The following is a 25,354-nucleotide window of genomic DNA, read 5'->3' on the forward strand; positions in this document are numbered from 1 at the left end:
CCAGCCCAGTATGGATAAGGACTTTCTTACTTTTTTGCTCATATTCAAGCGAAACGCTTTATCCACAAAATCTGTGGATAATCCTGTGTAAAGAATGTAAAACACCTTGAAAATAAAGCTCAAAGTCGAGTTGCCCGAGAACTTACCAATTCAAGCTAAATGCGGCACCATAATTTCTTCATCCATAGGAAGGGCTGATTTCTATAGATTAACCCTACGTATTTAGGTAAAATATTGGCCATTTTATTATCAGGTTTTCTCATGTCTTTAAAACGTAAAGCGGTAGCGCTGATTTCTGGCGGCCTAGACTCTATGCTGGCTGTAAAAATCATGCAAGAGCAAGGTATTTATGTTGAAGGGATAAATTTCTATACTGGATTTTGTCATTCAGGACACACATCGGCAATTCGCAACCAAAAAACGGGGAAACCCTTACGCAATGACGCTTTATGGGTGGCGGAACAACTTGGAATTAAACTTCATATAATCGATATTGTTGAACCCTATAAGAATGTGCTTCTTAATCCTAAATTTGGTTATGGGAAAAATGTTAATCCTTGCTTGGACTGTAAAATTTTCATGGTGCAACAAGCCTATCAATGGATGTTGCAACAGGGTTTTGATTTTATTATCACTGGCGAAGTGATAGGCCAGCGCCCCAAATCACAGCGCAGTGCTACTATGCCTATTGTTGCCCAGAAATCCGGGGCAGAAGATCGCCTATTACGTCCTTTGTGCGCCAAACTTCTTGCACCCACATTACCTGAGCGAGAGGGTTGGGTTAATCGCGATGCACTTTATGATTTCAGAGGCCGTAATCGCAAGCCCCAACTTAACCTTGCCGCATCGATGGCCATTGAAGAATTTGCTCAACCTGCAGGTGGGTGCTGTGTATTAACCGATGAAAATTACACTCGCCGCCTACGGGATATGTGGGAGCATCGTGGGACGCGTGATTATGACATGGAAGACATTATTCTCTTAAAAGCAGGAAGGCATTTGCGCCTTAGCCCGTACTATAAAATGATCATCGCCCGAGACGAATCAGAAAGTAATTTTTTAACGGGCTATCGTAAGCAGTTTATCCATATGCAAGCCTTGGAACATCGTGGCCCGATGATTTTAATCGAAGGTCAACCTAATGAGGATGATTTAGTAACTTGTGCACGAATTGCCGGGCGGTTTTGTTCAGGTCGTGAAGAACCGGAGATTAAAATTGATTTGCACTATCCTGATGGCAAGTCGCAAATTTTAAAAGTACAGCCAATGCGTGCTGATGAAATTCAACAAGATTGGTATTTGTGAGATAACAATGCCCCATTATGAATTAGATGCCAGACGATTACTCTGTCCGATGCCAGTCATAAAAACGCAAAATATGAGCAAAAAACTGCAACATGGTGATACCATTACTGTCATTGCAACCGATCCTGGCGCCCAGCATGATCTGCCCTGTTGGTGCCGTATTAATGGGCATCAACTCATTGAATGTAAAGAAATTAATGGTGAATTTCATATTACTCTACAACTGGTAAAGGACAATGCATGATTCAGCAAGAGAGATATCAGCAGGCAAAAAGGATTACCCTGATTGGAGCAATGACTAATGCGCTTTTAGGCTGTATCAAAATAGTTGGAGGCTATTTCTACCACTCTCACGCCCTCGTTGCCGACGGCGTTCATTCTTTTTCGGATCTACTTACTGATTTCATGGTTGTTTTTGCCTCCAAGTACGGAAGCCAAGATGCCGATGCTTCGCATCCTTACGGTCATCAACGCATAGAAACCGCTGCTACCTTGCTCTTAGCGGTTCTGCTAATTCTGGCTGGTGCAGGAATTGCCTGGGATTCATTTGACGAGTTGATTAATTATGCCGTTGAAAAACCAGGGTTATTCGCACTTCCTATCGCCATGTTATCGATAGTCGCTAACGAAGGTTTATTTCATTATACCCATCACATCGGTAAACGCATTCAATCGTCTTTAATCATTGCCAACGCTTGGCACCATCGTTCTGACGCCGCATCATCTATTGTCGTGGCTCTGGGTTTACTAGGAAGCTTGTTCGGCTTTTCCTATCTCGATGCGATCGCTGCGATAATCGTCGGCTTCATGATTATTAAAATGGGAATGAGTTACGGTTGGAACAGTGTAAAAGAACTAGTCGATAGTGCTGTGGAACCAAGCATGCTAGAAAAGATCAAGCAAATCATCCAATCCGTTGATGGAGTAGAAAAAATTCATCAACTCCGCAGTCGGTCGATGGGAGGTGATATTTTCATTGATGTCCATATTCTCGTAAATCCTTACATCTCGGTATCAGAGGGACATTATATTGCGCAACATGTCGACAAGATTTTAGTCGAACAGCTCGATGCGGTTAAAGATGTAACTGTACACGTGGATCCCGAAGACGATGAACAATGTTGTCCTTCCATCCATCTGAAAAATCGCAAAACCTTACATGACGAGTTATTTTTAGCATGGAAAAAAAAATTCCCGGACTTACAAACTTGGACACTCCATTATCTCGACGGCAAAATGATTATTGAGCTTGAATGTGCTAAAGATTTCACAGCCTGGCAAGCGTTAAGGGAATATATCCAGCAAGACTTAAAATCACATGATGACATAAAGCAAGTACGTCTAATTAGCATGCATGAGGTCATTAATCGTGAAACTCCCTAATATCGTATTCCTGGATGCTAAACCTTTAATTAACGATGGTCTTAACTTAGACAAACTGCATGAAATAGGACAAGTTTCCCTTTTTGATCAAACCACTACAGACCAACAAATTATTGAACGCTCTCAAAAGGCAGAGATAATTCTGGTCAATAAAGTGAAATTAAACGATTCCCATTTTGCTCACTTACCCAAATTGCGCTACATCGGTGAAACCGCGACTGGCGTTGATAATATTGATGTCGTTGCTGCGGCTAAACGAGGCATTGTGGTTACGAATGTTCCTAGCTACGCCACCGACAGTGTCGCCCAACATGTTATTGCTTTAATGCTTGCACACACCAACCATATAGAGCTTCATACACAATCTGTTAAAAGAGGCGGCTGGCAGTCTCAGCCTTATTTTTCTTACTGGCTAAACCCCATTATTGAGTTAACTGACTTAACTTTAGGATTACTTGGCTTTGGTAGTGTTGCACAAAAAGTTGCTTTGATCGCTACCGCATTGGGTATGCAGGTTATTAGCTACAAGCCCTCCGGTTTCCAGAGCTCCTTTGCCCAATCGGTTTCCTTGTCTGAACTTTTACATCGCGCTGACATATTGAGCTTGCACTGTCCTCTTAACGAAACAACACAACGAATTATTAATAGTGATACCCTAAGCCAGATGAAGCCAACCAGTATTTTAATCAATACAAGCCGAGGGGGATTAATCGATGAAGCCGATTTGGCGCAGGCTTTAAAGCACAAACAAATTGCCGCTGCCTACCTTGACGTGCTGAGTCAAGAACCTCCTGCAGCAGATAATCCCTTATTGCAATTCAACAACTGCTTTATTACCCCGCATATGGCTTGGGCATCTTTTACTACAAGAAAACGCTTGCTAAAAGCGGTGTGTGAAAATATTATTCATTTTCTTAATCGACACCCCATTAATGTCGTGCAAGCTTAATAAAGAGTAATCGCTCAGTTCCCTATTACTGTTTTATTCGAGGCTGAGCACTTACCATAGAGAGAGCGCCTATGTCCACGGGTAACTTAAAATTAGTTTTTGCCATAATCACGGTTATAGTCATTTTGCTCGCGGGCTGGTATCCCTTCAAAAAACGGGTTAAAGACGATAAGCACCTCGATTTTCCTGTCGGGGAAACCTTAGCAACAGGTGTTTTCTTAGGTGCGGCCCTCCTTCATATGCTTCCCGAAGCGAATGCTTTATTTCTTGAGATGGGCTACCAATATCCCCTGGCCTATATTATTTCCGGCGCAGTTTTCTTATTCTTTCTATGGTTCGAACACTTAGGAAAAGAAATCTACCACCATGAAAATGCCGCTCATCCAACCTTTGCTATCCTTGCCTGGAGCATGCTGTCCGTTCATTCAATCATGTTGGGCACAGCATTGGGTTTGAATCATAGCAATTCAATGGTCATCATGTTGTTTTTAGCAATTATTACCCATAAATGGGCAGAAAGCTTCGCTATTGCGGTGCAACTGAATAAAAGTACCTTAACGACTTCACAAAGTTTATGGTTCTTCCTTAGCTTCAGTTTAATGACACCGCTCGGAATTCTGTTTGGCTGGTATTTCGGCCATGGTGTGGAGACCAATTCACTTTTCGATCCTATTCTAATCGCTGCCTCGGCGGGCACCTTTCTCTATTTAGGTACGTTACATGGCCTAGAGCGTTGTGTGATGGTTGAACGCTGCTGTAACTTAGGTGATTTTAGTTTTGTTATCATTGGCTTTGGCCTAATGGCTGCAGTGGCTGCTTATGTCTGAGTTTATCAACCAACAACATCCCCTAATCTTAGCTTCGGCATCGAGTGCCCGCTCTAACCTATTAAGTTCTATAGGCTTACGTTTTGAAGTAATCCCGTCTCATTGCGATGAAGAAAAACTTAAGAAAAATTTTAATTCAAACAATTGGTTAGATCTGGCATTTCACCTCGCCAACGCCAAAGCGTTGGAGGTGAGTTATCGCTATCCTAACTATTTTGTTATCGCAGCTGATCAGCTCTGTGTCATCGGTAATCAGTACCTCGACAAACCACTGACTCACGCTAATGCAGTTAATCAACTTCGCTTGCTCAGCGGCAAAACCCACCAGCTGATAGCAACCACGTGCATCGCCCAGAATGGTAACGTTGTTTGGCAAAATGACGACATTGCCACACTGACAATGCATGGGCTGAGCGATAGTACGATAGAAGGTTATCTACGCTTGGCCAAACCCTACCACAGTTGCGGTGCCTATCATTATGAAGGAGCAGCAAAATGGTTATTCAAGGAAGTTCAAGGAAGCGACAGCACTATTTTAGGCTTACCCTTGCTTCCCCTTACTCAAGCACTAGTCGATTTAGAAATCGTTAAGATGCCTTAAACAAAATATCCCTTCATTCGGGTTATCACAAAATTACCACTCGGTATATACTTCTAAAATATGGGATTAAGGAAAAGAAGGTTATCTATGGCAAAAACCACGAAAACAACCAAGCAAGAACCTCATAAAAAAGCCCTTGGTCTAATTAATAAACCTGCCCAGGCCACAAAAGAAAAACAAACTTATGAACGAGTTGCTTGTGTCTTCCAGGGCGGAGGGGCTCTAGGCGCTTATCAAGTGGGGGCTTTTCGCGCCATTCATGAACGGGGCTACCATCCTAATTTTCTTGCAGGGGTTTCTATTGGTGCCATCAACTCCGCCATCATCGCAGGGAATTCCCGTGCCAAACAACTCGACAAATTAGAAGAATTTTGGAATATGATCACACCCAGAATCTGGTGTGATGAATTACCAAACCACCTATCGTTTGATCCTATCCATCATTTGCATAATCGTATGGGCGCTTTATACTCGTTGTTTTTTGGACTAGATGGCTTTTTCAAGCCTCGCCCCATTCCACCGACAATCTTCTCACACAACACACCAGATCAGTTGAGCTATTATGATACCTCGGAGTTACATAGTACTTTGGAGCGATTGATTGATTTTGATCGAATCAATGCAAAAGAGGTGACCCTTTGTCTGGGGGCAGTGAATGTAGTAACCGGGGATATGGAATTTTTTAATAATCAAAAAATTAAAATCACAACCGAACACGTCATGGCGAGTGGTGCTCTTCCACCCGGGTTCCCTGCCATCAAAATTGGAGAAGATTATTATTGGGATGGTGGTATTTATGCCAACACACCACTAGTGACTGTTCTCGACGCTTTACCAGAACAAGATACCCTTTGTTTTGTTGTGGATTGTTTCAGCCTGAAAGGGCGCTTACCCGAAACCATGGACGAACTTGAAGAACGTCAGAAAGACATCCGGTACGCTAGTCATTCTCGTCGGCTGACTAACGTCTATACCAGCCGGCAAAATTTACAAACGGCAATCCAAATCCTAGGCGAGCACCTGACGCCCGAAGCCAAAGCCAACCCAGAAATTCAACAGTTGCTAACGCTAGGCCACGAAAAACGCTTTAGTGTAGTACATATAATTTATCGCGGTACCCCTTTTACACACTCCTTTAAAGATTATAATTTTATTCGCTCAGCAATCGAATATCGTCTCGAAACAGGCTATAAAAACGCCATCGAGGTACTAGACAATCCTGAGTGGGAGAAAAAATCAAACAAAAAATTAGCCTGTTCAATTTATGGTGTCCCTCCAGACTATTTTGAACAGCACTAAAAATTCCAATCGTTGGAAAAAGCTTGTATTCTTTAAAAAAAGTTCTTCTGGAGCACAGCTAATGAAACAACATTCGCCGCAGTTCTTAGCCTTGGTCGCCGCCGCCAAAAAACGAATCAATGAAATAACGCCTCAAATGCTTAAACGCAAAATTGATAATCACGAACCTCTTACCGTGATTGATGTTCGCGAAGAGAATGAATGGCCCTCGGGGCATATTCCTACCGCGATCCATATGAGTAAAGGAATTATTGAACGTGACATCGAAAAAGCAATTCCAGATCCGCATACACCTATTGTTGTTTACTGTAGCGGGGGATTCCGATGCGCACTTGTAGCAGATAGTTTACAAAACATGGGATATGATCAAGTTTATTCTTTAGAGACAGGATCAACGGGCTGGGTGAACGCAGGGTATGATTTGGAAAAATAAAAGCAATAGAACTGTGGCTGACCTATTACAAGAAAATAAGTTCAATAACGATGAAAATAAGAGCTAGGTTTTAGGCATTCCTTACCCTAAACCAATTCAATGCAATCAACGTAGCTGCATCGACAATTTTCATTTCATCCATTAACTCGTAAACCTTTTTTCGCGGAATGATCTGGGTCAGGATTTCCTCATCCCCTACGCCGTGTATTCCATTTTCAGGAGCGCCGCCTATTTCAGCATAATAGATATATACTTTTTCGTTTAAAATGCCTGGACTCTTGTAAGCAGCTGCGATCAATTTCACTGAATCCACCTTAAGTCCTGTCTCTTCGAGGACTTCCATTTTTGCGGTTTCTTCTGGTTTTTTTTGAGAATCAATTGTTCCTGAGACGCATTCAAGAATAAAAGGAGCATCTTCGTTTGCATTAAAAAAAACACCCGGGCGGAATTCTCGGCACATGACTAGGCTATCAATCATTGGCGCATAGATAAGCACAAGGACTGAATCATGGGTCTCAACAATTTCGCGTTTCTTAGAGCCAATATGTTCTTTTTTATTATCAAAGCTCGGAATTTCTAGATCATATTTGTAGAGTTGCAAATAACCTTTATAAATTGCCTCTTTTGTAATAGTCTTAATTTTTTTGTTCATTATGTCAGTACACAAGTTCACCTGAATAATAGAGTAGCTGAATTTGAGTAACAAAATAAAGCTAAGAAATAAGGCAAAGAAAAAAGTAATCTAACATGATTTCCATTGCTTTTAACAATGCTTAAACTCAAATTCTGTATTAGTATAGTAGGCGCCAACGGCGAACATTTAACTAAGAGGGATAACATGACAAAAAAGGGTTTTTCACTGGCGTTACTAAGCCTCTTCTCTTCAATCGTTTTCGGAGGAACTGCAGGAGAGGCGAAGCCCACACCTTCATGGTCTCCATTAATTGGCTTAAGTGTAGGCCCGCAATGGACTCAAAACGGAAGAACTCAGACACTTAGTTTAACCCCCGAGATTCAAAAAACTTACACTGTTCGCAGGGCAAACCATTCTGTTGTCGAGGGTGAAATTTTTTTAGGGATACAACACCCGCTATTTAACATCCTGCAAGCGCAAATGGGCGTTGCAGCAGCCCTCGTAAGTTATACCAGGCTTTCAGGTGTTATCCTGGATGATGCCAACCCACTCTTCAGTAATCATATTTACCATTATCAATTGAGGCACTCACAAGTCACGTTAAAGGGCAGATTGCTAGCAGATATGAATTTATTTGTAACACCTTGGATCGGCGGAAGTGCTGGTGTAGGGTTTAATAATGCAAATGAATTTTCAAACGCCCCCCTTATCCCTGAAGCCTTACCCAATAATAATTTTTATGCTTACACAAAAAATGCATTTACCTACAACATTGAAGTAGGTCTCCAACGGCAAGTCATGAATAATTGGCAAATTGGGTTTGCATACCAGTTTGCTGACTGGGGTAAAAGCCAATTGGGGCAAGCTGTCGGGCAATCGGTGGGAAAAAGGGGGCTAGCACTCAATCATCTTTATACAAATGGAATTTTATTTAATATGACTTATATTGCATAAGGACACCTCATCATGAAAATTGTGTCGCCTTTAATGAAACTGCTGGCGAGTCTTAGCGTGTTTTTATTGACTAGTCCAGCACAAGCAGGTATCCCTTTATGGGCTTTTATCCCCTTAACAAAAACATCAATCTCTGTGAAGCGTACAGAAACAGCGAGAATTGAATACTTGGTTGTCAATCAATCCGATGCACCCCACACATTGCTAATGACACCTATCAGGGGGGTCAGCCAAATCGCTTCGCCCGGATATTGCTTTAGTCCATTTACATTGGGTTCCCAACAATCCTGCGTTCTATCCCTACTCGTTGTTGGTAGTGCACTGGCAGATAAAGTTGAAGGAGGACCAATCGTTTGTGAATCAGGTAACCCCCTGCAATGCTACCAACCTAAAGTCGATGACCGTTTGGATATCTCTATTAAAAAAGAGGATAGGCTTCGCAACTAAACTTTATCAAGTAGCTCAGTTCCATCTGAGGAATTTGGCACAAAAGGTTAGATTTGAGCATAGATTGCGAGGAAATATGGCAAAAAAGGCAGCATAGCTGTCTATATGAGGTTTTTTTGCCACGCCTTCCCCAAACTTTGCCAAATAGGGCTACAGATAGGGCTGATTTATTACCGGTTCTTAAGGCTAATCCATTACACTTTAATTATGCAATTTCGTCCCATAAAGTCGGTCCCCTGCATCACCCAGACCAGGCAAGATATAACCTTTTTGGTCGATGCTTTCATCAACAGCAGCGGTATAAACAATAACGTCCGGATGTTCCTCATGAAAAGCCGTGATTCCTTCTGGAGCCGCAAGCAAGCATAAAAATTTAATGGATTTCGGGTTAGTCTCTTTAACCTCTTTTACAGCAGCAATCGCGCTATTGCCTGTTGCTAGCATGGGATCTACCACGATCACATCACGGTTTTCCATGTTTTCAGGCAGCTTTGAATAATATTCGATAGCCCCTAATGTCTTGGGATCACGATACAAACCAATATGCCCGACGCGAGCGGAAGGAATTAATTGTAACATGCCGTCCAAGATGCCGTTACCAGCGCGTAAAATCGACACAAAAACAAGCTTTTTCCCTTTTAAAACAGGCGCTTGCATGGTTGCTAAAGGCGTTTCAATTTCCTGGTATTCAATCTCGAGATCTCGAGTGAGCTCATAGGCAAGCAGCATACTAATTTCTTGTACTAAAGTGCGAAATTTAACCGTACTCGTTTCTTTTTTTCGCAAGATGGTTAACTTATGCTGAATGAGAGGATGCTTAATTTCGATTACCTGCTTTTCGTTCATTTTCAGTCCTTGACCAAACCTAGATTAAAAAATAGTGCCGTCACTGACAATCTGAATAGGGGGCGTACCTTCCTTTCTTTTTTGTCGAGCAATTCGACGTCCAGCCTCCCATGTACCTCCTTGCAAAATCTTAGCGAGTGGTAACTCAGACATGCTCATTTTAAGCTGTTGGCGAATTGCATCTGCCAACTCATCTAACACCGCGACAGTCAGAGCACGCCACTCAATAATGATTTCAGAATCCGGAGCCTGTAGTTGCTGAAAGATTTGCTTATCTTTAACCTCCAATAACCCCATGTCAATAAGCAAACCGCCATTTCGGTATTCGGGTAATCCAGTAAGTTCATTTAAATCAGTCACCTTCATGCCGAATTGCTCTAATGGTTCAATCAAAGAATAGGTTAACCACTGGGATAATTTGTGGAAAGGAACAAATTCAGATCCTGGCTCATCATTTTTTAGCGCGGAATGCACCCACACATCGCCAAGGGGAACACCCTCATAATTTAGACGATCAGGCCAGATTTCAGCAAAAGCAGTGAGTACTGATTGAAAAATCCGACGGACTGAAATGCTATGATTATCTTGGAAATGTATAATATAAGAGTAAAAATTGCCCAAACGCCCCTCATCACCAAAATACTGATTATGTTTTTTAACTACACCGCCGAGTCGATTTAATAATGCAACTCGACCTTCCAAACCTTCAAGTGGGTTTTCTGCATTCACTTGAAAACCTTTGATAAATTCCTCCTTGCTAAAAGCGAGTAAGCGTGAAGCATCAACACGTAATGGCTGCCCGATTACAGCACTGAAAATACCGCTTAAATAAAGGGTTAAGCTCGCGATGGCTAATCCTTCGGAGCGGCTGTAGGCTTGGCCTGTGGTCATTTCGCGATAATGCCAATGTTTACCCGCCCCCGCATCAAGCAAGACACTGATAATCACCAACTCGTAGAGAATTTTTCCTTGTTCTTCTTCCGATAAGTGATTAAGGAAAACCTGCATTTTTTGAATGCGGTTAATCCCTCCAACTTCAAAATGCCGCCAACGGCTGTGATTAGGAATGATTAAGTTCGGGTATTGGTCGAAAATTACCTTTAGAACATAATCAACTACAGCAGGCATCCTTTCTTCGGCAAAAGAAAAATACTTAAGCTTATTCTGGCGAGCTATAGCTAACATTCGCTTCGCTTGTTTGCGAATGGTCTGTAAATCACGCAACGATTGCAGTAATTTCATTTTGTCACAGTTATTATTCATGGAGCCCACGTCCTTTGGGTATAGCCAATTCATTGATGTCAATGATTCGATCGGGAGAATAATAGCCTGCGGCCCTTTTTGCATCCATTTCCACCTGAGCCTCAGGTGATATAAGTTCATCAGGAATTTTAATTCGCTCTACCACATCTATACCCGCTTTTGTTAAGGCTTCATATTTCATGTTGGACATAGAAACAAAGCGGTGAATTTTAGTAATGCCTAGCCATTGTAAAACATCCGTACTCAATTCCTGAAAACGCATATCTTGGATGCCAGCAACACATTCTGTTCTTTCAAAATACTTTGCTGCAGTGTCCCCGCCTTTCTGTCTTTTTCGCGCGTTGTAGACAAGAAATTTAGTTACTTCCCCTAATGCACGTCCTTCTTTGCGATTATAAACAATTAATCCTGCCCCCCCTCGTTGAGCCGATTCAATACACAATTCAATACCATGCACAAGATAAGGGCGACAAGTGCAAATGTCAGAACCAAAAACATCAGAACCATTACACTCATCATGTATACGGCAAGATAATTCAATTTTTGGATCATGGATCTTAGTCACATCACCAAAAAAGTAGGCTGTTAAACCACCAATGGGGGGTAAAAATAGATTAAGATCGCTCCTCGTCACCAATTCAGGGAACATGCCTGCGGTGTACTGAAAAAGAATGTGCCTTAATTCTGATTCTGAAATTTGAAACCGTTCAGCGATGCCTGGTAAATACCAAACCGGATCAATTGCCGCTTTGGTGACAACTACATCGCCTGATTCTTCTATAATTTTTCCGTCAACCTTTAGTCTGCCTTGACGAAGTGCACTATCGATCTCAGGCAAATTAATGTGCGCTTTGGTGACAGCAATGGTTGGCCTTATGTCATAACCCTCTGCAATTTCATCAGCGAAAACCTCTGCTACCATGTGCCCCCAAGGATCAATGGAAACAATTTTTGTAGGATCAAACCACTGCTCGTGCGGACCGATAATGACTGGCGGCGTCGTGTCTGTTAAATCAGGTTTATGTTCCGGATCCAAAACACCAGCAGCAACAGCTAATGCCCTGTAGAGTGAATAAGAACCGGCATGGGTTCCAATTGCATTACGATGCTTCATATTCGTAAGAGAAGCTATTATTGGCCCCCGCTTTTTTGGATCCCTTGCTCCCCAATGAATAGGCAATGGTACTGTCCTATGACCGGAAGGATGGGAAGTTAAAATAATGTGTCCCTTCGATTTACCCTTCATATTACTTGTCGTTGACATAGCAATTTCCTTCCCAATAATAAATAAACTAACATTAATTTTAGTTCATTAGATTATCATTTATTCAATTTTGGCCTCGCGTGCTAGCAATTTACTAGCAAAAATCATGACAAAAAAGGAGATATGATTTGGTGCATATCGTTGGGATAATATGCACCTTAATAGGGTTAATTAGTTTGAGTTTATAATGCAGCATTAATCTTTGACATGACAATGTTATATTCTCTCCCCCAATAGGAATCCGTGGGGACAGCAAAGAGCGTATAACGTGAAGTTACAAATATGGTTGGTACACCCCGTTTCATTTCTTTGGGAGTTTCAGCAGGCGGTAACATTATTTCCTCTAATTTGAATTGATCTTTAATTTCGTCGATTAGATTAGCTAAATAACGATTGCTGCGCTGCGCTTTATTGTAATCTGGCAACCTTGTTTTAAAAAATGCCCCAACGTCTTCTTTAGTACAACCAAAAAGAAGTGGACTATCCGTTTCTAATAGCTTGAGTAGGACTTCGATTTCAAAAATATAGGCATTTGCTTCAGTATTGTCGATTTTTGCCGCTACATTAAATGCATGACCGGTTTCGTGAATGATTATCCCAATGATATCGATGGTATTTTTTAATAAGAATCCAGGCTTTAACGCAATAGTTTTGTTTAAAATCCAGTTCCTGTGAATGGAACCTAAAAGTTTATAAGTATCTTGATTAATGAAAATTGCCGGGTTGCCATTTACCCCTAAAAAATCGCGGGGAGGTTTTAATATGTCAACCTTAATTTCTGGAATATCAGCTTTTATGCCGTTTCTTAACCCACTTGCACCAATTTGACGACATTCTTCAATAATGTCCCTAATATCTTCCTTTGTAAGCATGGCAATCTCCTTTTGTCTATCAATTAAATTGGTTGCATAAATTTCCTAAATTTGGCTAAGAATCGGTCATCGCATAAATTGATTATTCAGAATAAATAATTGCCAGTCAATAGATTTTTTACATCATTTGATTATTTATTAGCAATTAAAGACAAAGGGGGCTTTCAAGTGTATTGGCTTTACTGATCAAATCCTGTTAAATGGTACTAGTTTCATAAGATTCAGAGGAATACCATGACACTAGAAAAGCATTTTGCTTATAAAATTACTAATGACTCTAAGAACGTAACCTGCCGTACCCACTCGGAATATGAAGAAGAGAGGATGGCCGATTTGTTGAAAGAAATCAAAGCCGCCAACTCCGAGGGGATTTATTGGATTTTCAAGCAACGCGAGGGTGAGCCGCAAGAACCGCTTTGCATCATCGACTGTCAATATAAAAGAATATATTACCATTATTCCGGTGATGTCGAAGATATAGATACAATGATACAAAAACTGAGCAAATAAACTTAATAATCACCGAGTTTTAAGTAGTACTCGGTGATTATTCCTCTAACTTAATATCCAGAAGTTCCACCACTTGAACTGCCAGGAGTAGTTGTTGTTCCTGTCCCAGAGGTTCCAGTTCCCGTACTAGTACCGCTACTACCTGTACCCGTAGTGCCTGAATCCATTCCAGTTCCTGAAGTGCTTCCTGTTCCTGTAGACGTTCCAGTACTTGTACTACTTCCAGTGTTCGTGGTTGCTAAAACTGTTGAAGATAAAGCAAGTATTGCTAACGCAACCAATGTCCTTTTCATGATCTTCTCCTACCTATATGGCTATTACCCTTCAGTACTTCATAACGGGTGTGTTTACTAAAACTTAGCAAACACACCGTTTTGAACGACAGTTATCTACTACGAGACGGGTTTTGAGTTTGTTGACCAGGACGTTGTGATTGTCCTTGACCTTGTTGTCCTGGACGTTGTTGGCCAGGGCTTTGATGTTTAGGGTTTTTTTGACTTTGATTCCATTCTTTATTTTCCATGTAAATCTCCTTATTTATTACCCATCTATAGGGATAGAACAATAAAAGGAATAAAGCAAATGTTAAACAAAAAATAGGTATGGAACTTTATGAATAAATTCACTATTTTTTTAAAAATTTTTTATTAAATTTTAAAATTATATTTAGTGAAAATAGTCATGGAAATTTTCGAAAAAATAGGAATTTTTTACGCATTTATCAAAGATAACTAATTGATTAATTAACCAATCTCCAAAGTCTATTTCTTGAATTGATGTGAAGTTTTGCAAAACAAGCGTAGCACGATTCATCCATAAGTAAATAGCTACGCTTGCTCTCTAAAATTACCGTTTGTAAGAAGTGTCTACAGATTTCTCAATTTGAGGTTCTTTGCCCACAATCACTAAACCAGGATAGGCATTCTCAATGGTTTTTACAACAGCTGGGGTAACCTCTTCGCTAAAAGTAACCTTAAGACGATCATAAAACGCACCGTTACCTATCGACTCAACTTTAAAATCTCTACCACGTTGTAATTTATGTGCGTGAACAGCTTCTAACAAAGCATGGTATGCAATAATAGAATCACCAATTTCTCTTAATAGACCATCTATTAGGACTAATTCTCCATGTTTAACTTCAGCTGATGTTTTATATTTCATAGTTCGACTCTCCTATTTAAATTGGAGAATATTATATTTTATGAACATTAAGAGAGCATTAACAGCAGATTGATCTATATAAAATCATATCTGCTTATTCTCAAAAATAGATATTTTTAAACTAAAATTTATAAATAATTTATTTTTTAGGACGTTGTATGCATAAGGAAGCTTATGACAAGCTAATTAACTTGTTAAATAATGCAATTTCCCCTCTCGATAACAAATACTCTTCTTTATTAGACAAAATAGGAGATAAACGGTTTGTATTAATCGGAGAAGCATCCCATGGAACTCAAGAGTTTTACCAAACGCGCATAGAGATTACAAAAAAACTGATCGAAGAAAAGGGATTTATGGCCATTGCAATTGAAGGGGATTGGCCTGATGCTTATTCTATCCACCGCTATGTCCAAGGAAAAGGTGTAAAAGAGGATTGGCAAGATGCTTTATGTCACTTTACCCGGTTTCCAACTTGGATGTGGCGAAACACAACTATTGCACAATTTATTCAATGGCTTCGTGATTACAATGATAGCTTACTTCCCTCCAGGAAAATTGGTTTTTTTGGGTTGGATTTATATAGTCTCAATGCGTCCATAGAAGCAGTGATCGATTACTTAATGAAAATTGATCCTGTGGCGGCCCAGCGTGCAAAATCACGCTACGCATGCTTCGATCACATTGAACCGCAAACCTATGGCTATTTAGCCAATTTAGGGGTTAAAAAAGCTTGCATCAACGAGGCGGTTTCTGTCTTGATTGAATTACAAAAAAAATCTTTTGATTACATCCAACAGGATGGGCTCAGTGCTGAAGAAGATTATTTTTTTGCTGCGCAAAATGCTCGTTTAGTTAAGAATGCAGAAATGTATTATCGTTCTATGTTTGAAGGACGTGCCTCATCTTGGAATATCCGTGATCAACATATGATGGAAACATTACAAAAACTGGTCGATCATCTGGAAAATCGTTTTAAAAAGCCAGCAAAAATAATCATCTGGGCTCATAATTCACACATTGGTGACGCACGTGCCACCGAAATGGGCCAACAAGGCGAGCTAAATATTGGCCAGCTTGTGCGCGAAGAATATGATATGCAATCTTATTCAATTGGATTTTCAACTTATAGCGGTTATGTTACAGCTGCCTACGATTGGGGTATGCCAGCTGAATATAAAAAAATTAATCCTGGACTTGAAGGAAGTTATGAAGATTTGTTTCATCAACTAAAATATAAAAATTTCATTTTGGATCTCAAGCATAATGAGGATCTTGAGCGCTTTCTAAAAATCCCACGGCTGCAAAGAGCGATCGGTGTGATTTACCGTCCTGAAACTGAACGATTAAGCCACTATTTTTTTACGCATTTAACTCATCAATTTGATTGCATTATTCACTTGGACACCACTCATGCACTGAAGCCGCTAAGTGGTATATCGGCTAAAGAAACCGCTGACTCTGACAAACTGAGTAAGTAATAGGTTGTAAATTAACTATTTTTTAAGAAACCAACGTTTTGTATTTTATACACGGTATCCATCCATAAAAAGGGACTCCGGACCCTTTGGGATGTAGGAAGCGTTTATTGCCCTATTTTGAAGATTGCACTCTCTTAGATCATTATTTAAAATCAGGTTTCACTTTTTAAAACATGCCTATCTATGCTTTTTTCAAGCCCATTCTTCTTATTCACCTTTATGCCTCTTGTCTTTTTCCTATTTTTTATGGCACCGCTAAAAGCGAAAAATACGATTTTACTGACAGCTAGCTTTTTATTTTACTTTTGGGGTGAACCCCGCTTTTTCTTCATCGCTGTTTTGTCTGCATGTTCTGATTATTACCTTTGTCAACGCATTTATCTTGCGAAGAAAAAACATCAAGCACTTACCTTTTTAAATACAGGGATAATTTTAAACGTCTTCGTGCTGTTTTATTACAAGTATCTCGATTTCTTTATTAGCTCTAGTAATGCCTTTTTTTCCTATTTCAATTTATCGCCACTACCCCTTTTAAATATTGCGTTACCTATTGGAATTTCATTCATTGTTTTTGAAAAAATCACTTATTTAGTGGACGTGTATCGCGGCATTTCTAAACCAGCTGGCTCATTAAAAAATTATCTCCTCTATATCTTCTTTTTTCCAAAGCTATTAGCCGGTCCAATTGTCAAATACCATGATATTGCAGCACAATTAAAAAATCATTACCAAACTTTAGAAAATTTTATCCAAGGCTTTAAGCGCTTCCTTCTAGGTATTATTAAAAAAGTGTTGGTTGCCGATACTGTAGCTGAATTAGCGGATAAGGTATTCGCCCTCCCAGCTGATCAATTGGGATTCTATAATGCCTGGCTTGGCCTTATTTGTTTCAGCCTACAAATTTATTTGGATTTTTCTGCCTATTCGGACATGGCTATCGGGTTAGCCAAAATGTTTGGCTTTAATCTTCTCGAGAACTTCAACATGCCCTATCTTGCTATCAATTTTACTGATTTTTGGCGGCGATGGCATATCTCCCTATCAACCTGGATCCGTGAATACCTTTACTACCCTCTGGGAGGTAACCGATACGGGACTTTACGTACCTATGCTAATTTGTGGATCTGTTTTTTAATTTCAGGGTTATGGCATGGGGCAAATTGGAATTTTGTTATCTGGGGAGCTTATAACGGTTTATTTTTAGTTTTGGACAAGCTAGGCTGGTTACGCATTAGTAGCCATTTACCCCGTGTTGTCAACATCGCGCTGACTTTAATTTTTGTGATGTTTGGATGGGCGATTTTCCGTACCAGTTCCGTAACACAGTTAGGGTATTTTTTAACCGCACTATTTCATCCTTCCCAGGAAAGTAGTTTTATTTATATCACGAATGATATTTGGGCAGCGATGATTGCAGCTATCATTATTAGCTTTGTACCTAGCCTAGATTCTATAAAGCCATGGCGTTTAGTCAAAAATAACCGCCTCATTGAGCACTGGATGATTAGCGCACTGTCCTTTTTTGCCATTTCAAGGGTAGTTGCCGCAACTTTCAAATCTTTTCTCTATTTTAGGTTTTGAGTATGAGCATAGAACACACTTCGGATGAACTTTCGAGAAAAGAATCGAATAATTGGCTCATGTCCTTGAGAGAATTCTTAAGGGCTTATCGACAATTTGTTCCCTTCTTTTTAATCATGATTGTTTTAGCACTTCCTCTTAATTTATTTGTGATAAAACAATTCGCTAGGAAATTCTCCATTCAAACCAAACAAACACAGAAATTACCTGATTTCACTGTGGAAAAATTTGTGAATAATACTTTACAAAAGGAATATGAAACCTGGTTTAATGACCATAACCCACTCAAATCGACATTTACTAAATTTAACAATCAATTTTATTACAGCTTTTTTTCGACTTCTCTTATGTTTAACTCAAATATTGTCATCGGTAAAAAAGGCTACCTTTATGAAAAAATCTACACAGACCAATATGCTAATCCCAGTAAAATACCTTATACACAAAAGCAATTTGATAAGTGGGCAGCAGATTTGCAAGAGTTAGCTGATTTTTTTGCGAAGCGTGGGCAAAAACTTATTTATCTTATCACTCCATCTAAGGCAACATTTTATCCAGAATACTTACCAGATAGTTATACAAAAATTGTTACCAATCCTCGTCCTGATTATTTTTTAAAGATAAAAGCATTAAAAAATATTGACGTACCTTATATCGATGCGAGTGAATTGATGCTTGCCAATAAACAAAAACCCTATGGAAACTTACTGTTTACACGTGGAGGCACTCACTGGACCATGCTGGGTGCAGCATTAGCCGGGCAAAAAATTATTGATTTAATTTCTCAACAAACACAGCTCCCTTTACCGCCACTATCTTTTTCTTACACAGTGAGTAACAGGCCTCTTGGTGTGGATAAAGATTTGTTACATCTTTGCAAGTTGCTCTTCCCACCGAAACACTATCGAGTTCCCTACGTCACTTTTAATGCAAACGAGAAACCATCTCCGTTAAAACTGGCAATTATTGGGGGTAGTTTTACGCATTTTTTTAAAGAGTTATTTACCGAATCTAACGCTTTTAGCAAACTGGATCATTATTATTACTTGATATTAAATCATTACCAATTTTCTGAAAAAGGGAAAAAAGTTGAAATACCTATTAATAGAAATGACCCGGCTTCTTATCAAGATATACTCGATGCTGATATTGTCATTCTAGAAGAAAACGAAATACTCCCTTATTCCAATCATTTCAGGGAGCTTTATTATCGGTTGTTAGGAAAATTTCCTACTTAATTATCCCAATGAATTCATGTTAGTTTCTGTCGTTTCAGCAAAATCGATATTTAATTTCCCAGCCAAATTAGCAATAGCAAGATCGAGAAGCTCAAAAAACTGTTGGCGCTGAGTTTGCTCACCAATATCGAAGGATTGATTATTTAGAGATAAAGCAGATGATGCTTCATCAAAAGCTGTTTGCGCCTCACTAATGGGAATATAATCATATTTATTATTAATTGGATAGGCTAATGTATTCATAGCCTGGCTAAATACTTCACGGGCTAAATTCAGAGAAAGAACTGTTGAAGTATGGATATTTAGCGCAGTAGGGTTATTGTATAGTTGATCCAAGTAAATTCGGATTTGGCGTGGATACAGAATAAATGTGCTCCCTACCGATTCACTCGTACCTATTGCCTGTTGATATTCAGTATCGGTCAAAGAATAATCATTAATGCGGCTAATCTTTTCTGTATAAGAAGAATTGGTTAAATTTGCACATAAACTCAAGTATGTTTTCGTTATATTAGCCCAGGGCCCAGCGTTATAGGCTGCGTTTAAAATCATATCTAAGAAATTATTCGGATTTGCTTTGAGATTATTCATGCAATCGCTAAAATCGTTTGCGGAAGGCCCCCAAGGATCCTGATTAATGGCCTCCAAACGCATCATCGTATTAAATTGAAAAAATGCAGCGGCTAAAGGGCCAAAATATTTATTATCAAGCATAGCTGGACCTGGTTTCAGAGTTTGCTCACCACTGTCTTGTTCCTCAATGGTATAGCCTAAACTTTTCTGCAATACGGTAAAATTAATCAAACCGTAACCATTTTCTAGCCGCTTACTATAATCATTAATTTGATAAGGGCCGCCTTGGCCAGGCGCTAATAACATCGCACGAATTGCGTCATCTGGATTAATCCAGTTCGAATCTGTTTTATAACCGTTTGTCTGTAGATTTTCTTGCAACAATTGCGCAAACAACGATCCTTTCAAGTAGTCTTCATGAAAATAGAGGTTAGGATAACGATGATTAAGCAAATAGGCATACATTGCACCGGCAACAAAATTTGAGGTGAGCAAATCAGCTACCTTTGAATCAAGTGGTAAACTTTCAGTTTGTTCAGAAATGGCTACAGGGAAACCCAGATGATAGTAAATACGGCCATTTTCCTCCTGATTTTGTACACTTGCATGACTTAGTAGGCAAAAAGTGAGTAAGCAGGAACAAATATACCCTTTAATTGATCGATAACACATAATCTATACAATTGAAGAACAATTTTCTCAAAATAAACCCTAATTATCTATAAAACAACAATTTTGTCAATTTTTTTTACAGATGTTGGCATGCCTGGATCTTTGAATTAAACTGCTATTTTTTTCAAAACCACTTTAGTCAATGGAATCTAACCTTCATCTCATTTTTGATTTTGACGGCACCTTAGTAGACAGCTTTCAAGCTGTCATCGAAAAATTTAACCTCTTCGCTGATATCTATCATTACCGTAAAATTAGTTCTTCAGAATTGAGTTTTTTAAAGAATTTAACTTCCAAAGAATTTATCAACTATCTTGGTATTCCCAGAGATAAAATACCCGATGTTATTTTACAAATCAGAGAACTTTTACGTGAAGAAATCCCTACATTACCCTTCTTTTTAAACGTGCCAGAAACCTTGGCAAAACTACACAAGCTAAAGATTGGTTTAGGCATTCTAACTTCAAACTCAACTGAAAACGTGATTGAATGGTTGAAATACAACAACCTGTATCATCTTTTCGATTTTATCCATGTTGAGTCAAGTTATTTAGATAAAGGAATAGCCTTAAATCAAATACTGGAAGTTTATAAAATAGATAAAACCCAGGCATTTTATGCTGGCGATGAAACACGGGATATCGATGCAGCTAAAGCCTGTAAAATATCATCTATCGCCGTAACTTGGGGGTTTAACTCAGCACAAATCCTTTTAAAACAAAATCCAGATTATATTATGAATAAGCCAGAAGACTTGTTTGGGCTCTTCAAAGTTTTAGTTAATTCTTCCCTGCAAAATACAGCTTTAAGTTAATAGACAGCTGTGTGACACACGCGTGAGAAGAACAAAAAATTTATTTACTTCTCTGATTATCCTAGTATTTTTTTACTTATAAATATTGTATGCTGATTTTCTCTTCTCAAAATCAAATAAGGATATGCGATGAAACTGAAACTGACAATGTCTTTAATACTTGGAGCTGTTATTGCGTTACCCAGCTGTACACCGGTTACAAACTATAACAATCCCCCACCTGTAAATGGGGCACTCACCTCCGCCCAGGCCCAAACTGATGCCAAAATTTTAGGTGCTGTAGCTGCGCTTGATCAGAACGAAATTGCGCTAGCAACCCTTGCACAAAATAAAGCGACCGATATGTCTGTAAGAAGATATGCTGACTGGATGTATAAAGAGCATAATAATAATTTACAAAACACCCTTGCGTTAAGCAAAAAAATAGGTGTTATGCCGCAAAATGGCCCTGCAGCAGTAAAGCTACAGAAGAATGGGAAAAGAGAGTTAGTTGCGCTGAACCATACTAAGGGTATGCAATTTGATCAGAAATACATTGCCATGATGGTAAAAGGTCATACTGAGGCAGTGAACCTTCTTAACGGCCTAATCAAAATCGCATCAAGCCCAGCATTAGTAAGAGAGTTAGAGTCAACCCGTCATCACGTGATAGCTCATCTCCATAAAGCCCAAGCAATTCAAAAAGAAATGGCACATTCTTAAGAAATCAATATCAAAGGCAGAAGGAAACCGTTCCTTCTGCCGTACATCACAATTATTTACCTACTGAATATTGAGCAATTGGGGATAATGAGGATTATTGAGAAGCAGTTTGTTTTCTAATTTCATCTTTCTTCTCTCTTCAGCGGTAGGCACGGTTAGCAAAGGCGCTGGATTTTCTAAGGCTTCTGACAAGCTAATAAATTTATATCCGTTTTTCTGGTACAACTCTAAAACGTCTTTCAATAAATAGCTATTTAGAAGATTGGCATGGAGCAATAGTATCTGTCGAGTTCCCTGCCCCTCCTCTTCTGCCCTTTTCTCCGCCTGCAAAGTTTGCCGCCAAACATAGATTAAATAAAATGGCTTAAGCCCTTTAATATAATATTCCCGTAAATGAAACGGAATTTTGTAAATCAAAGCATTAAAATCATAATCTCTGCTATCAATGGTCACGGGGGCGATGGTGTAATGATGATGACTAAGATAATTCTCCACTTTTTCCTTTGAGATTGAATCGCCTTCAGCGAGATAAGGATAACGAAAATATTTAGGTTCAGAGATGATAGAGGCGAGAATTTTATCAGCGCGATCGATATCCGCAATGTATTCTTCTGCACCCATTTTATTCAAGTTATAGTGCGAATAAGTGTGGTTGCCAAGCTTAAACCCCGCATGGCGAAATTGCTCTAAGAAATGCCATTGACCTCTTTCGATAGCACCAGCTATTACAAAACCTGTCGCAGGAACCTTGAATTCCACTAATGCGCGTATAATATTGCTGAATCGCTCCATGGCTAACAATTGATCATGTAGCGTATTCATTTTTGACGCGACAAGGGGTAAGTCATCAATTGTAATAGCGATTTCTCGTTCTTGAGCAAAGCAGAATGAAGAAAATAAAGAAGCATAGAAGATTAAAAATTTAATCATAGATAATCCATTACCCAGATTTAAATTAAGAGCACTAATTGATTTAATTGTAGACAAAAAACACACAAACACCTAAATTGATCTGCTAGCCTGGTGTTGAAAGGAATAAGAACTCCCAGTATAGTCCGCTCCACTCTATTTTTGCTAAACATCAAGGTCGATGAGATCTCAAAAGAAATCTAAGCACAAGTCTCAAAAATACATTTATCTGTATGCCCTTTATATTGGTATCGATAGTGGTAAGCTCTCCTTTAGTATGATCAAATATGGCTTCGACGTATATTTTAAAAGTAGCGAGTTAGCGCTTAATGAAATGCAAGCGTGGATGCATACACCCGTTGGTGCGGCAGGTACTGTGTTGGCAGCCGCAACTCTTGTCAGTTTCTCACTCTTAGCCAATTACTTAGACAAGCATGATAATCGATTTTTAAATCAATTCATTATTACTTCATGGCCATATATTCGTGATTGTTTAAAAAGTTTGCGTAATTCGTTACGTGGAGTCACCAGTACGCTTACTTTATTGTTTTTGCTTGACCTGAAAGATCTTCGTTACCTCGTTGTTCCTGCTGGTTTAGGCCTCGGCATAGTGTCAATGCTTAATCGCATTTATCTGCGCTATAAAATGGACAGACAAAAGGAAATTCTGAAAGCAAATAAACAATTATTAGCTGAAATTCAAAATTATGCGGAATTAACCCCTGAGCAAATTGAAACTTTTCATAGCCGGATAGTTACCCAATCTAATCGTTCTAAAATTTTATCGTTTATCTCTTCGCTATTAAGTGGGCTAATAGATGGGATTAATCCCTATATCGGATCATTAGCTTTGGGAATTTTAGCCCCCCCAACATTAATTTTTATAACCACTTTTTGTGTTATCTATTTTTGTGCTGTTTTAACGATTAGAATTTACGATGAAATTAATTTTCAAAGAAAATTGAAAGAATCAGAAAAAAAAATTACATTAACCCTCTTAAAAAAAGAAATTAATTGGATAAAAAACAAGTTAGTTGAGTTAGAAAGTAATGGCCTCGTGGATGCAGAAAACATCAACGAATCTCTTTCTCTTTCAAGTGCCCTAGACACCAAACGCTGGGAGAAAAAACAGGCTAAATTTTCACAACCCAGAACCAATTTTTTTACTCTTTTAAATGGATTAAAAAATGGGCTTAACATTTATAAATATATTATGCTTACAATCAGCCTGTGTCTTTTCCTATCCCCTATAAAAATAGATCCTGTTGCGCCTGTGAAAAGGGCAATCATAGGCCTGCTGGCATTATTAGGAAGCATAACCTATTCGTTGTCTTCTCTGTTAGAGAAATGGTTACTCCCAGAAAACCAAATTAGGAAATGCTTCAGTGATTTGGATAAAACGAAAAACAATTGTGAACTGACCCCATGGAAAAACAAAAATTTGCACCTAAAAAATCCTAATCTATTCTTTCCCTCTCCTCGGGAACGAGCAGAGAATACTCGAAGGTTAGATGAGGGGCTATTGTTTCGAAATTCTTATCCGATGTCTAACGCACTGAGTTAAACACTGAAAATTCCCCTAGGATTCAGCCTGAAAAAGTGCTTGTCAGGATTTCTTTGACGTAATGAGAATTCCCATTCACCCTAGTATTTTTTCCATACGGATTGAATCTTGTAGGCATAACGATTTAACATGAGCCTAACAGCAGAGCTTTTTTCAAATCCCCTTGCATATAATTTTTGATAATTATTTACATAAAGAGAAAAGCCATTATCTTCAAGATATTGACTTGAATATTTGGTTTTGCCTTGGTTAAAAAGATCTGCATCATCAAGTAATACAATAGCTCGCTCTGTGAGCTTTGGTAATGCTGTTTTAATTTCTTCAAGTTGTTTTAATGACGCTTTTTCTTCATCTCCTGGTAACGAATCTAAACCATCTAAATAAAGAAAATTGATCGGATTTTCAAACTGTTGTAGAAATTCAACTGAATCCATTTCATGAAATGAGATCCAAGAATGATAATTTTTGGTATTTTCTATAGCATGCTTAATTGCTTGACTGTCAACATCAATACTGTACAAATGTCCACCATACATTGAGCAATATTCAGCAAATTTTATTGTTGAATGCCCGCCTCCTACGTTTTTGTCCCTTAAAGTTCCGACTTCAACTAAAGTTGGGCACAGCTCATTTGTTGATTTTAATAGATCCAATGCTAATTTCATTGATAAAAATCTCATTCGCTTAGTGTAATTTAGTTGACGTTTATACGAATGAAATTCAATATTGCCATTTTCAATATATTTTTTTAAAACCAAATGGTTATCGTTGTCATTCCAATAGCTAAAGTGGGGTAAATCTTTATTCAGATGTTTTACCGTGTTCAACATATAAGTACGGTATTTTTGTGGTGTGTTGTATCCTTTATAATTTTGACACATGCTCCACATTGCATCTTTTTTGAATTCGTGAAAAACGGGATCATCATGATTATCATACCACCCTAGAAGATCATTGTGCATAACGGTGGAGACGGTATTTTCAAATAAATTATACTCAGCAGCAAGCCCATAAAAATCATGATCAGAAAATGCAAGTTCTTCTTCTTTGTTAAATAATTCGAACATGT

General features: G+C 38.9%; 28 protein-coding genes. 17 read left to right on the forward strand and 11 right to left on the reverse strand.

The window, feature by feature from the left end; genetic code table 11:
* The first annotated feature begins 261 nt into the window (after positions 1 to 261).
* The 8 genes from LMI_RS12495 (at position 262) to LMI_RS12530 (ending at position 6,797) form a co-directional block, all read left to right on the forward strand.
* On the forward strand, positions 262 to 1,305 hold the full coding sequence (locus LMI_RS12495) for a tRNA (5-methylaminomethyl-2-thiouridylate)-methyltransferase (protein WP_045100763.1): 1,044 nt from the start codon (positions 262 to 264) through the stop codon (positions 1,303 to 1,305).
* A gap of 7 nt (positions 1,306 to 1,312) precedes the next feature.
* Complete coding sequence (locus tag LMI_RS12500) at positions 1,313 to 1,549, forward strand: sulfurtransferase TusA family protein (protein ID WP_045100764.1); 237 nt, start codon at positions 1,313 to 1,315, stop codon at positions 1,547 to 1,549.
* Positions 1,546 to 2,688 (forward strand): cation diffusion facilitator family transporter, encoded by a 1,143-nt coding sequence (locus LMI_RS12505; RefSeq protein ID WP_045100092.1) that lies wholly within the window; start codon positions 1,546 to 1,548, stop codon positions 2,686 to 2,688. The genes LMI_RS12500 and LMI_RS12505 overlap by 4 nt, the downstream gene beginning before the upstream one ends.
* Positions 2,675 to 3,637 carry a D-2-hydroxyacid dehydrogenase gene (locus tag LMI_RS12510; RefSeq protein ID WP_052679572.1) on the forward strand — a complete coding sequence of 321 codons (963 nt, stop codon included), beginning with the start codon at positions 2,675 to 2,677 and terminating at the stop codon, positions 3,635 to 3,637. Before LMI_RS12505 ends, LMI_RS12510 begins: the two co-directional genes overlap by 14 nt.
* 71 nt (positions 3,638 to 3,708) lie before the next feature.
* Positions 3,709 to 4,464, forward strand: coding sequence for a ZIP family metal transporter (locus tag LMI_RS12515; protein WP_045100093.1), 756 nt, complete (start codon positions 3,709 to 3,711; stop codon positions 4,462 to 4,464).
* Positions 4,457 to 5,065, forward strand: a complete 609-nt coding sequence (locus LMI_RS12520; RefSeq protein WP_045100094.1) for a Maf family protein — start codon at positions 4,457 to 4,459, stop codon at positions 5,063 to 5,065. The genes LMI_RS12515 and LMI_RS12520 overlap by 8 nt, the downstream gene beginning before the upstream one ends.
* A gap of 87 nt (positions 5,066 to 5,152) precedes the next feature.
* A complete protein-coding gene (locus LMI_RS12525) occupies positions 5,153 to 6,364 on the forward strand; it encodes a patatin-like phospholipase family protein (protein ID WP_074454242.1) in 1,212 nt (403 codons plus the stop codon).
* Between the two features lie 61 nt (positions 6,365 to 6,425).
* Positions 6,426 to 6,797, forward strand: coding sequence for a rhodanese-like domain-containing protein (locus LMI_RS12530; RefSeq protein WP_045100096.1), 372 nt, complete (start codon positions 6,426 to 6,428; stop codon positions 6,795 to 6,797).
* A gap of 70 nt (positions 6,798 to 6,867) precedes the next feature.
* Here the strand turns inward: LMI_RS12530 and LMI_RS12535 are convergent, their stop codons facing one another.
* On the reverse strand, positions 6,868 to 7,449 hold the full coding sequence (locus LMI_RS12535) for an NUDIX domain-containing protein (RefSeq protein ID WP_045100097.1): 582 nt from the start codon (positions 7,447 to 7,449) through the stop codon (positions 6,868 to 6,870).
* Positions 7,450 to 7,635: 186 nt separating this feature from the next.
* Between LMI_RS12535 and LMI_RS12540 the strand changes: the two genes are divergently transcribed.
* Together LMI_RS12540 and LMI_RS12545 are read left to right on the forward strand one after the other, a co-directional pair.
* Complete coding sequence (locus LMI_RS12540; protein ID WP_045100098.1) at positions 7,636 to 8,385, forward strand: hypothetical protein; 750 nt, start codon at positions 7,636 to 7,638, stop codon at positions 8,383 to 8,385.
* A gap of 12 nt (positions 8,386 to 8,397) precedes the next feature.
* On the forward strand, positions 8,398 to 8,832 hold the full coding sequence (locus tag LMI_RS12545) for a hypothetical protein (protein ID WP_045100099.1): 435 nt from the start codon (positions 8,398 to 8,400) through the stop codon (positions 8,830 to 8,832).
* Positions 8,833 to 9,033: 201 nt separating this feature from the next.
* Here the strand turns inward: LMI_RS12545 and upp are convergent, their stop codons facing one another.
* From upp to LMI_RS12565, 4 genes are all read right to left on the reverse strand, one after another.
* Positions 9,034 to 9,678 (reverse strand): uracil phosphoribosyltransferase, encoded by a 645-nt coding sequence (gene upp / locus LMI_RS12550; protein ID WP_045100100.1) that lies wholly within the window; start codon positions 9,676 to 9,678, stop codon positions 9,034 to 9,036.
* Between the two features lie 24 nt (positions 9,679 to 9,702).
* On the reverse strand, positions 9,703 to 10,941 hold the full coding sequence (locus LMI_RS12555) for a URC4/urg3 family protein (RefSeq protein WP_045100101.1): 1,239 nt from the start codon (positions 10,939 to 10,941) through the stop codon (positions 9,703 to 9,705).
* Positions 10,934 to 12,205 carry a GTP cyclohydrolase II gene (locus LMI_RS12560; RefSeq protein ID WP_074454243.1) on the reverse strand — a complete coding sequence of 424 codons (1,272 nt, stop codon included), beginning with the start codon at positions 12,203 to 12,205 and terminating at the stop codon, positions 10,934 to 10,936. Before LMI_RS12560 ends, LMI_RS12555 begins: the two co-directional genes overlap by 8 nt.
* Before the next feature lie 182 nt (positions 12,206 to 12,387).
* Positions 12,388 to 13,077: a hypothetical protein gene (locus tag LMI_RS12565; RefSeq protein WP_052679573.1), complete on the reverse strand. Its 690-nt coding sequence runs from the start codon at positions 13,075 to 13,077 to the stop codon at positions 12,388 to 12,390.
* 234 nt (positions 13,078 to 13,311) lie between these two features.
* Between LMI_RS12565 and LMI_RS12570 the strand changes: the two genes are divergently transcribed.
* Positions 13,312 to 13,587, forward strand: coding sequence for a hypothetical protein (locus LMI_RS12570; RefSeq protein ID WP_045100102.1), 276 nt, complete (start codon positions 13,312 to 13,314; stop codon positions 13,585 to 13,587).
* A gap of 50 nt (positions 13,588 to 13,637) precedes the next feature.
* Here LMI_RS12570 and LMI_RS12575 read toward each other — a convergent pair whose 3' ends face one another.
* From LMI_RS12575 to LMI_RS12580, 3 genes are all read right to left on the reverse strand, one after another.
* Entirely contained in the window at positions 13,638 to 13,880 is a 243-nt protein-coding gene (locus tag LMI_RS12575; RefSeq protein ID WP_052679574.1) for a hypothetical protein, read from the reverse strand.
* 92 nt (positions 13,881 to 13,972) lie between these two features.
* Positions 13,973 to 14,110 (reverse strand): hypothetical protein, encoded by a 138-nt coding sequence (locus LMI_RS15480; protein ID WP_164493057.1) that lies wholly within the window; start codon positions 14,108 to 14,110, stop codon positions 13,973 to 13,975.
* Positions 14,111 to 14,433: 323 nt separating this feature from the next.
* Positions 14,434 to 14,751 carry a hypothetical protein gene (locus tag LMI_RS12580; protein ID WP_045100103.1) on the reverse strand — a complete coding sequence of 106 codons (318 nt, stop codon included), beginning with the start codon at positions 14,749 to 14,751 and terminating at the stop codon, positions 14,434 to 14,436.
* Positions 14,752 to 14,909: 158 nt separating this feature from the next.
* On the opposite strand from LMI_RS12580, the gene LMI_RS12585 reads away from it, so the two are divergent.
* From LMI_RS12585 to LMI_RS12595, 3 genes are all read left to right on the forward strand, one after another.
* Positions 14,910 to 16,232: an erythromycin esterase family protein gene (locus tag LMI_RS12585; protein WP_045100104.1), complete on the forward strand. Its 1,323-nt coding sequence runs from the start codon at positions 14,910 to 14,912 to the stop codon at positions 16,230 to 16,232.
* Positions 16,233 to 16,415: 183 nt separating this feature from the next.
* A complete protein-coding gene (locus LMI_RS12590) occupies positions 16,416 to 17,813 on the forward strand; it encodes an MBOAT family O-acyltransferase (RefSeq protein WP_045100105.1) in 1,398 nt (465 codons plus the stop codon).
* 2 nt (positions 17,814 to 17,815) lie between these two features.
* Positions 17,816 to 19,051 (forward strand): alginate O-acetyltransferase AlgX-related protein, encoded by a 1,236-nt coding sequence (locus LMI_RS12595; protein WP_045100106.1) that lies wholly within the window; start codon positions 17,816 to 17,818, stop codon positions 19,049 to 19,051.
* Here LMI_RS12595 and LMI_RS12600 read toward each other — a convergent pair whose 3' ends face one another.
* Positions 19,052 to 20,296 carry a hypothetical protein gene (locus tag LMI_RS12600; RefSeq protein ID WP_045100107.1) on the reverse strand — a complete coding sequence of 415 codons (1,245 nt, stop codon included), beginning with the start codon at positions 20,294 to 20,296 and terminating at the stop codon, positions 19,052 to 19,054.
* 142 nt (positions 20,297 to 20,438) lie between these two features.
* Here LMI_RS12600 and LMI_RS12605 point away from each other — a divergent pair, with 142 nt between their 5' ends.
* Both LMI_RS12605 and LMI_RS12610 read left to right on the forward strand, forming a co-directional pair.
* Positions 20,439 to 21,110: an HAD hydrolase-like protein gene (locus tag LMI_RS12605; RefSeq protein WP_045100108.1), complete on the forward strand. Its 672-nt coding sequence runs from the start codon at positions 20,439 to 20,441 to the stop codon at positions 21,108 to 21,110.
* A 129-nt stretch (positions 21,111 to 21,239) separates the two neighbouring features.
* Positions 21,240 to 21,812 carry a DUF4142 domain-containing protein gene (locus LMI_RS12610; protein ID WP_045100109.1) on the forward strand — a complete coding sequence of 191 codons (573 nt, stop codon included), beginning with the start codon at positions 21,240 to 21,242 and terminating at the stop codon, positions 21,810 to 21,812.
* Between the two features lie 60 nt (positions 21,813 to 21,872).
* Here the strand turns inward: LMI_RS12610 and LMI_RS12615 are convergent, their stop codons facing one another.
* A complete protein-coding gene (locus tag LMI_RS12615) occupies positions 21,873 to 22,742 on the reverse strand; it encodes a polysaccharide deacetylase family protein (RefSeq protein ID WP_045100110.1) in 870 nt (289 codons plus the stop codon).
* A 160-nt stretch (positions 22,743 to 22,902) separates the two neighbouring features.
* Between LMI_RS12615 and LMI_RS12620 the strand changes: the two genes are divergently transcribed.
* The gene (locus LMI_RS12620) at positions 22,903 to 24,285 is read left to right on the forward strand and encodes a hypothetical protein (protein ID WP_143001028.1); all 1,383 of its coding nucleotides are present in this window, start codon (positions 22,903 to 22,905) and stop codon (positions 24,283 to 24,285) included.
* Positions 24,286 to 24,365: 80 nt separating this feature from the next.
* Here LMI_RS12620 and LMI_RS12625 read toward each other — a convergent pair whose 3' ends face one another.
* Entirely contained in the window at positions 24,366 to 25,352 is a 987-nt protein-coding gene (locus LMI_RS12625; protein WP_045100111.1) for a class I SAM-dependent methyltransferase, read from the reverse strand.
* Positions 25,353 to 25,354 lie beyond the last annotated feature (2 nt).

Origin of the sequence: Legionella micdadei, assembly GCF_000953635.1 — a bacterium.
GTDB lineage: Bacteria > Pseudomonadota > Gammaproteobacteria > Legionellales > Legionellaceae > Tatlockia > Tatlockia micdadei.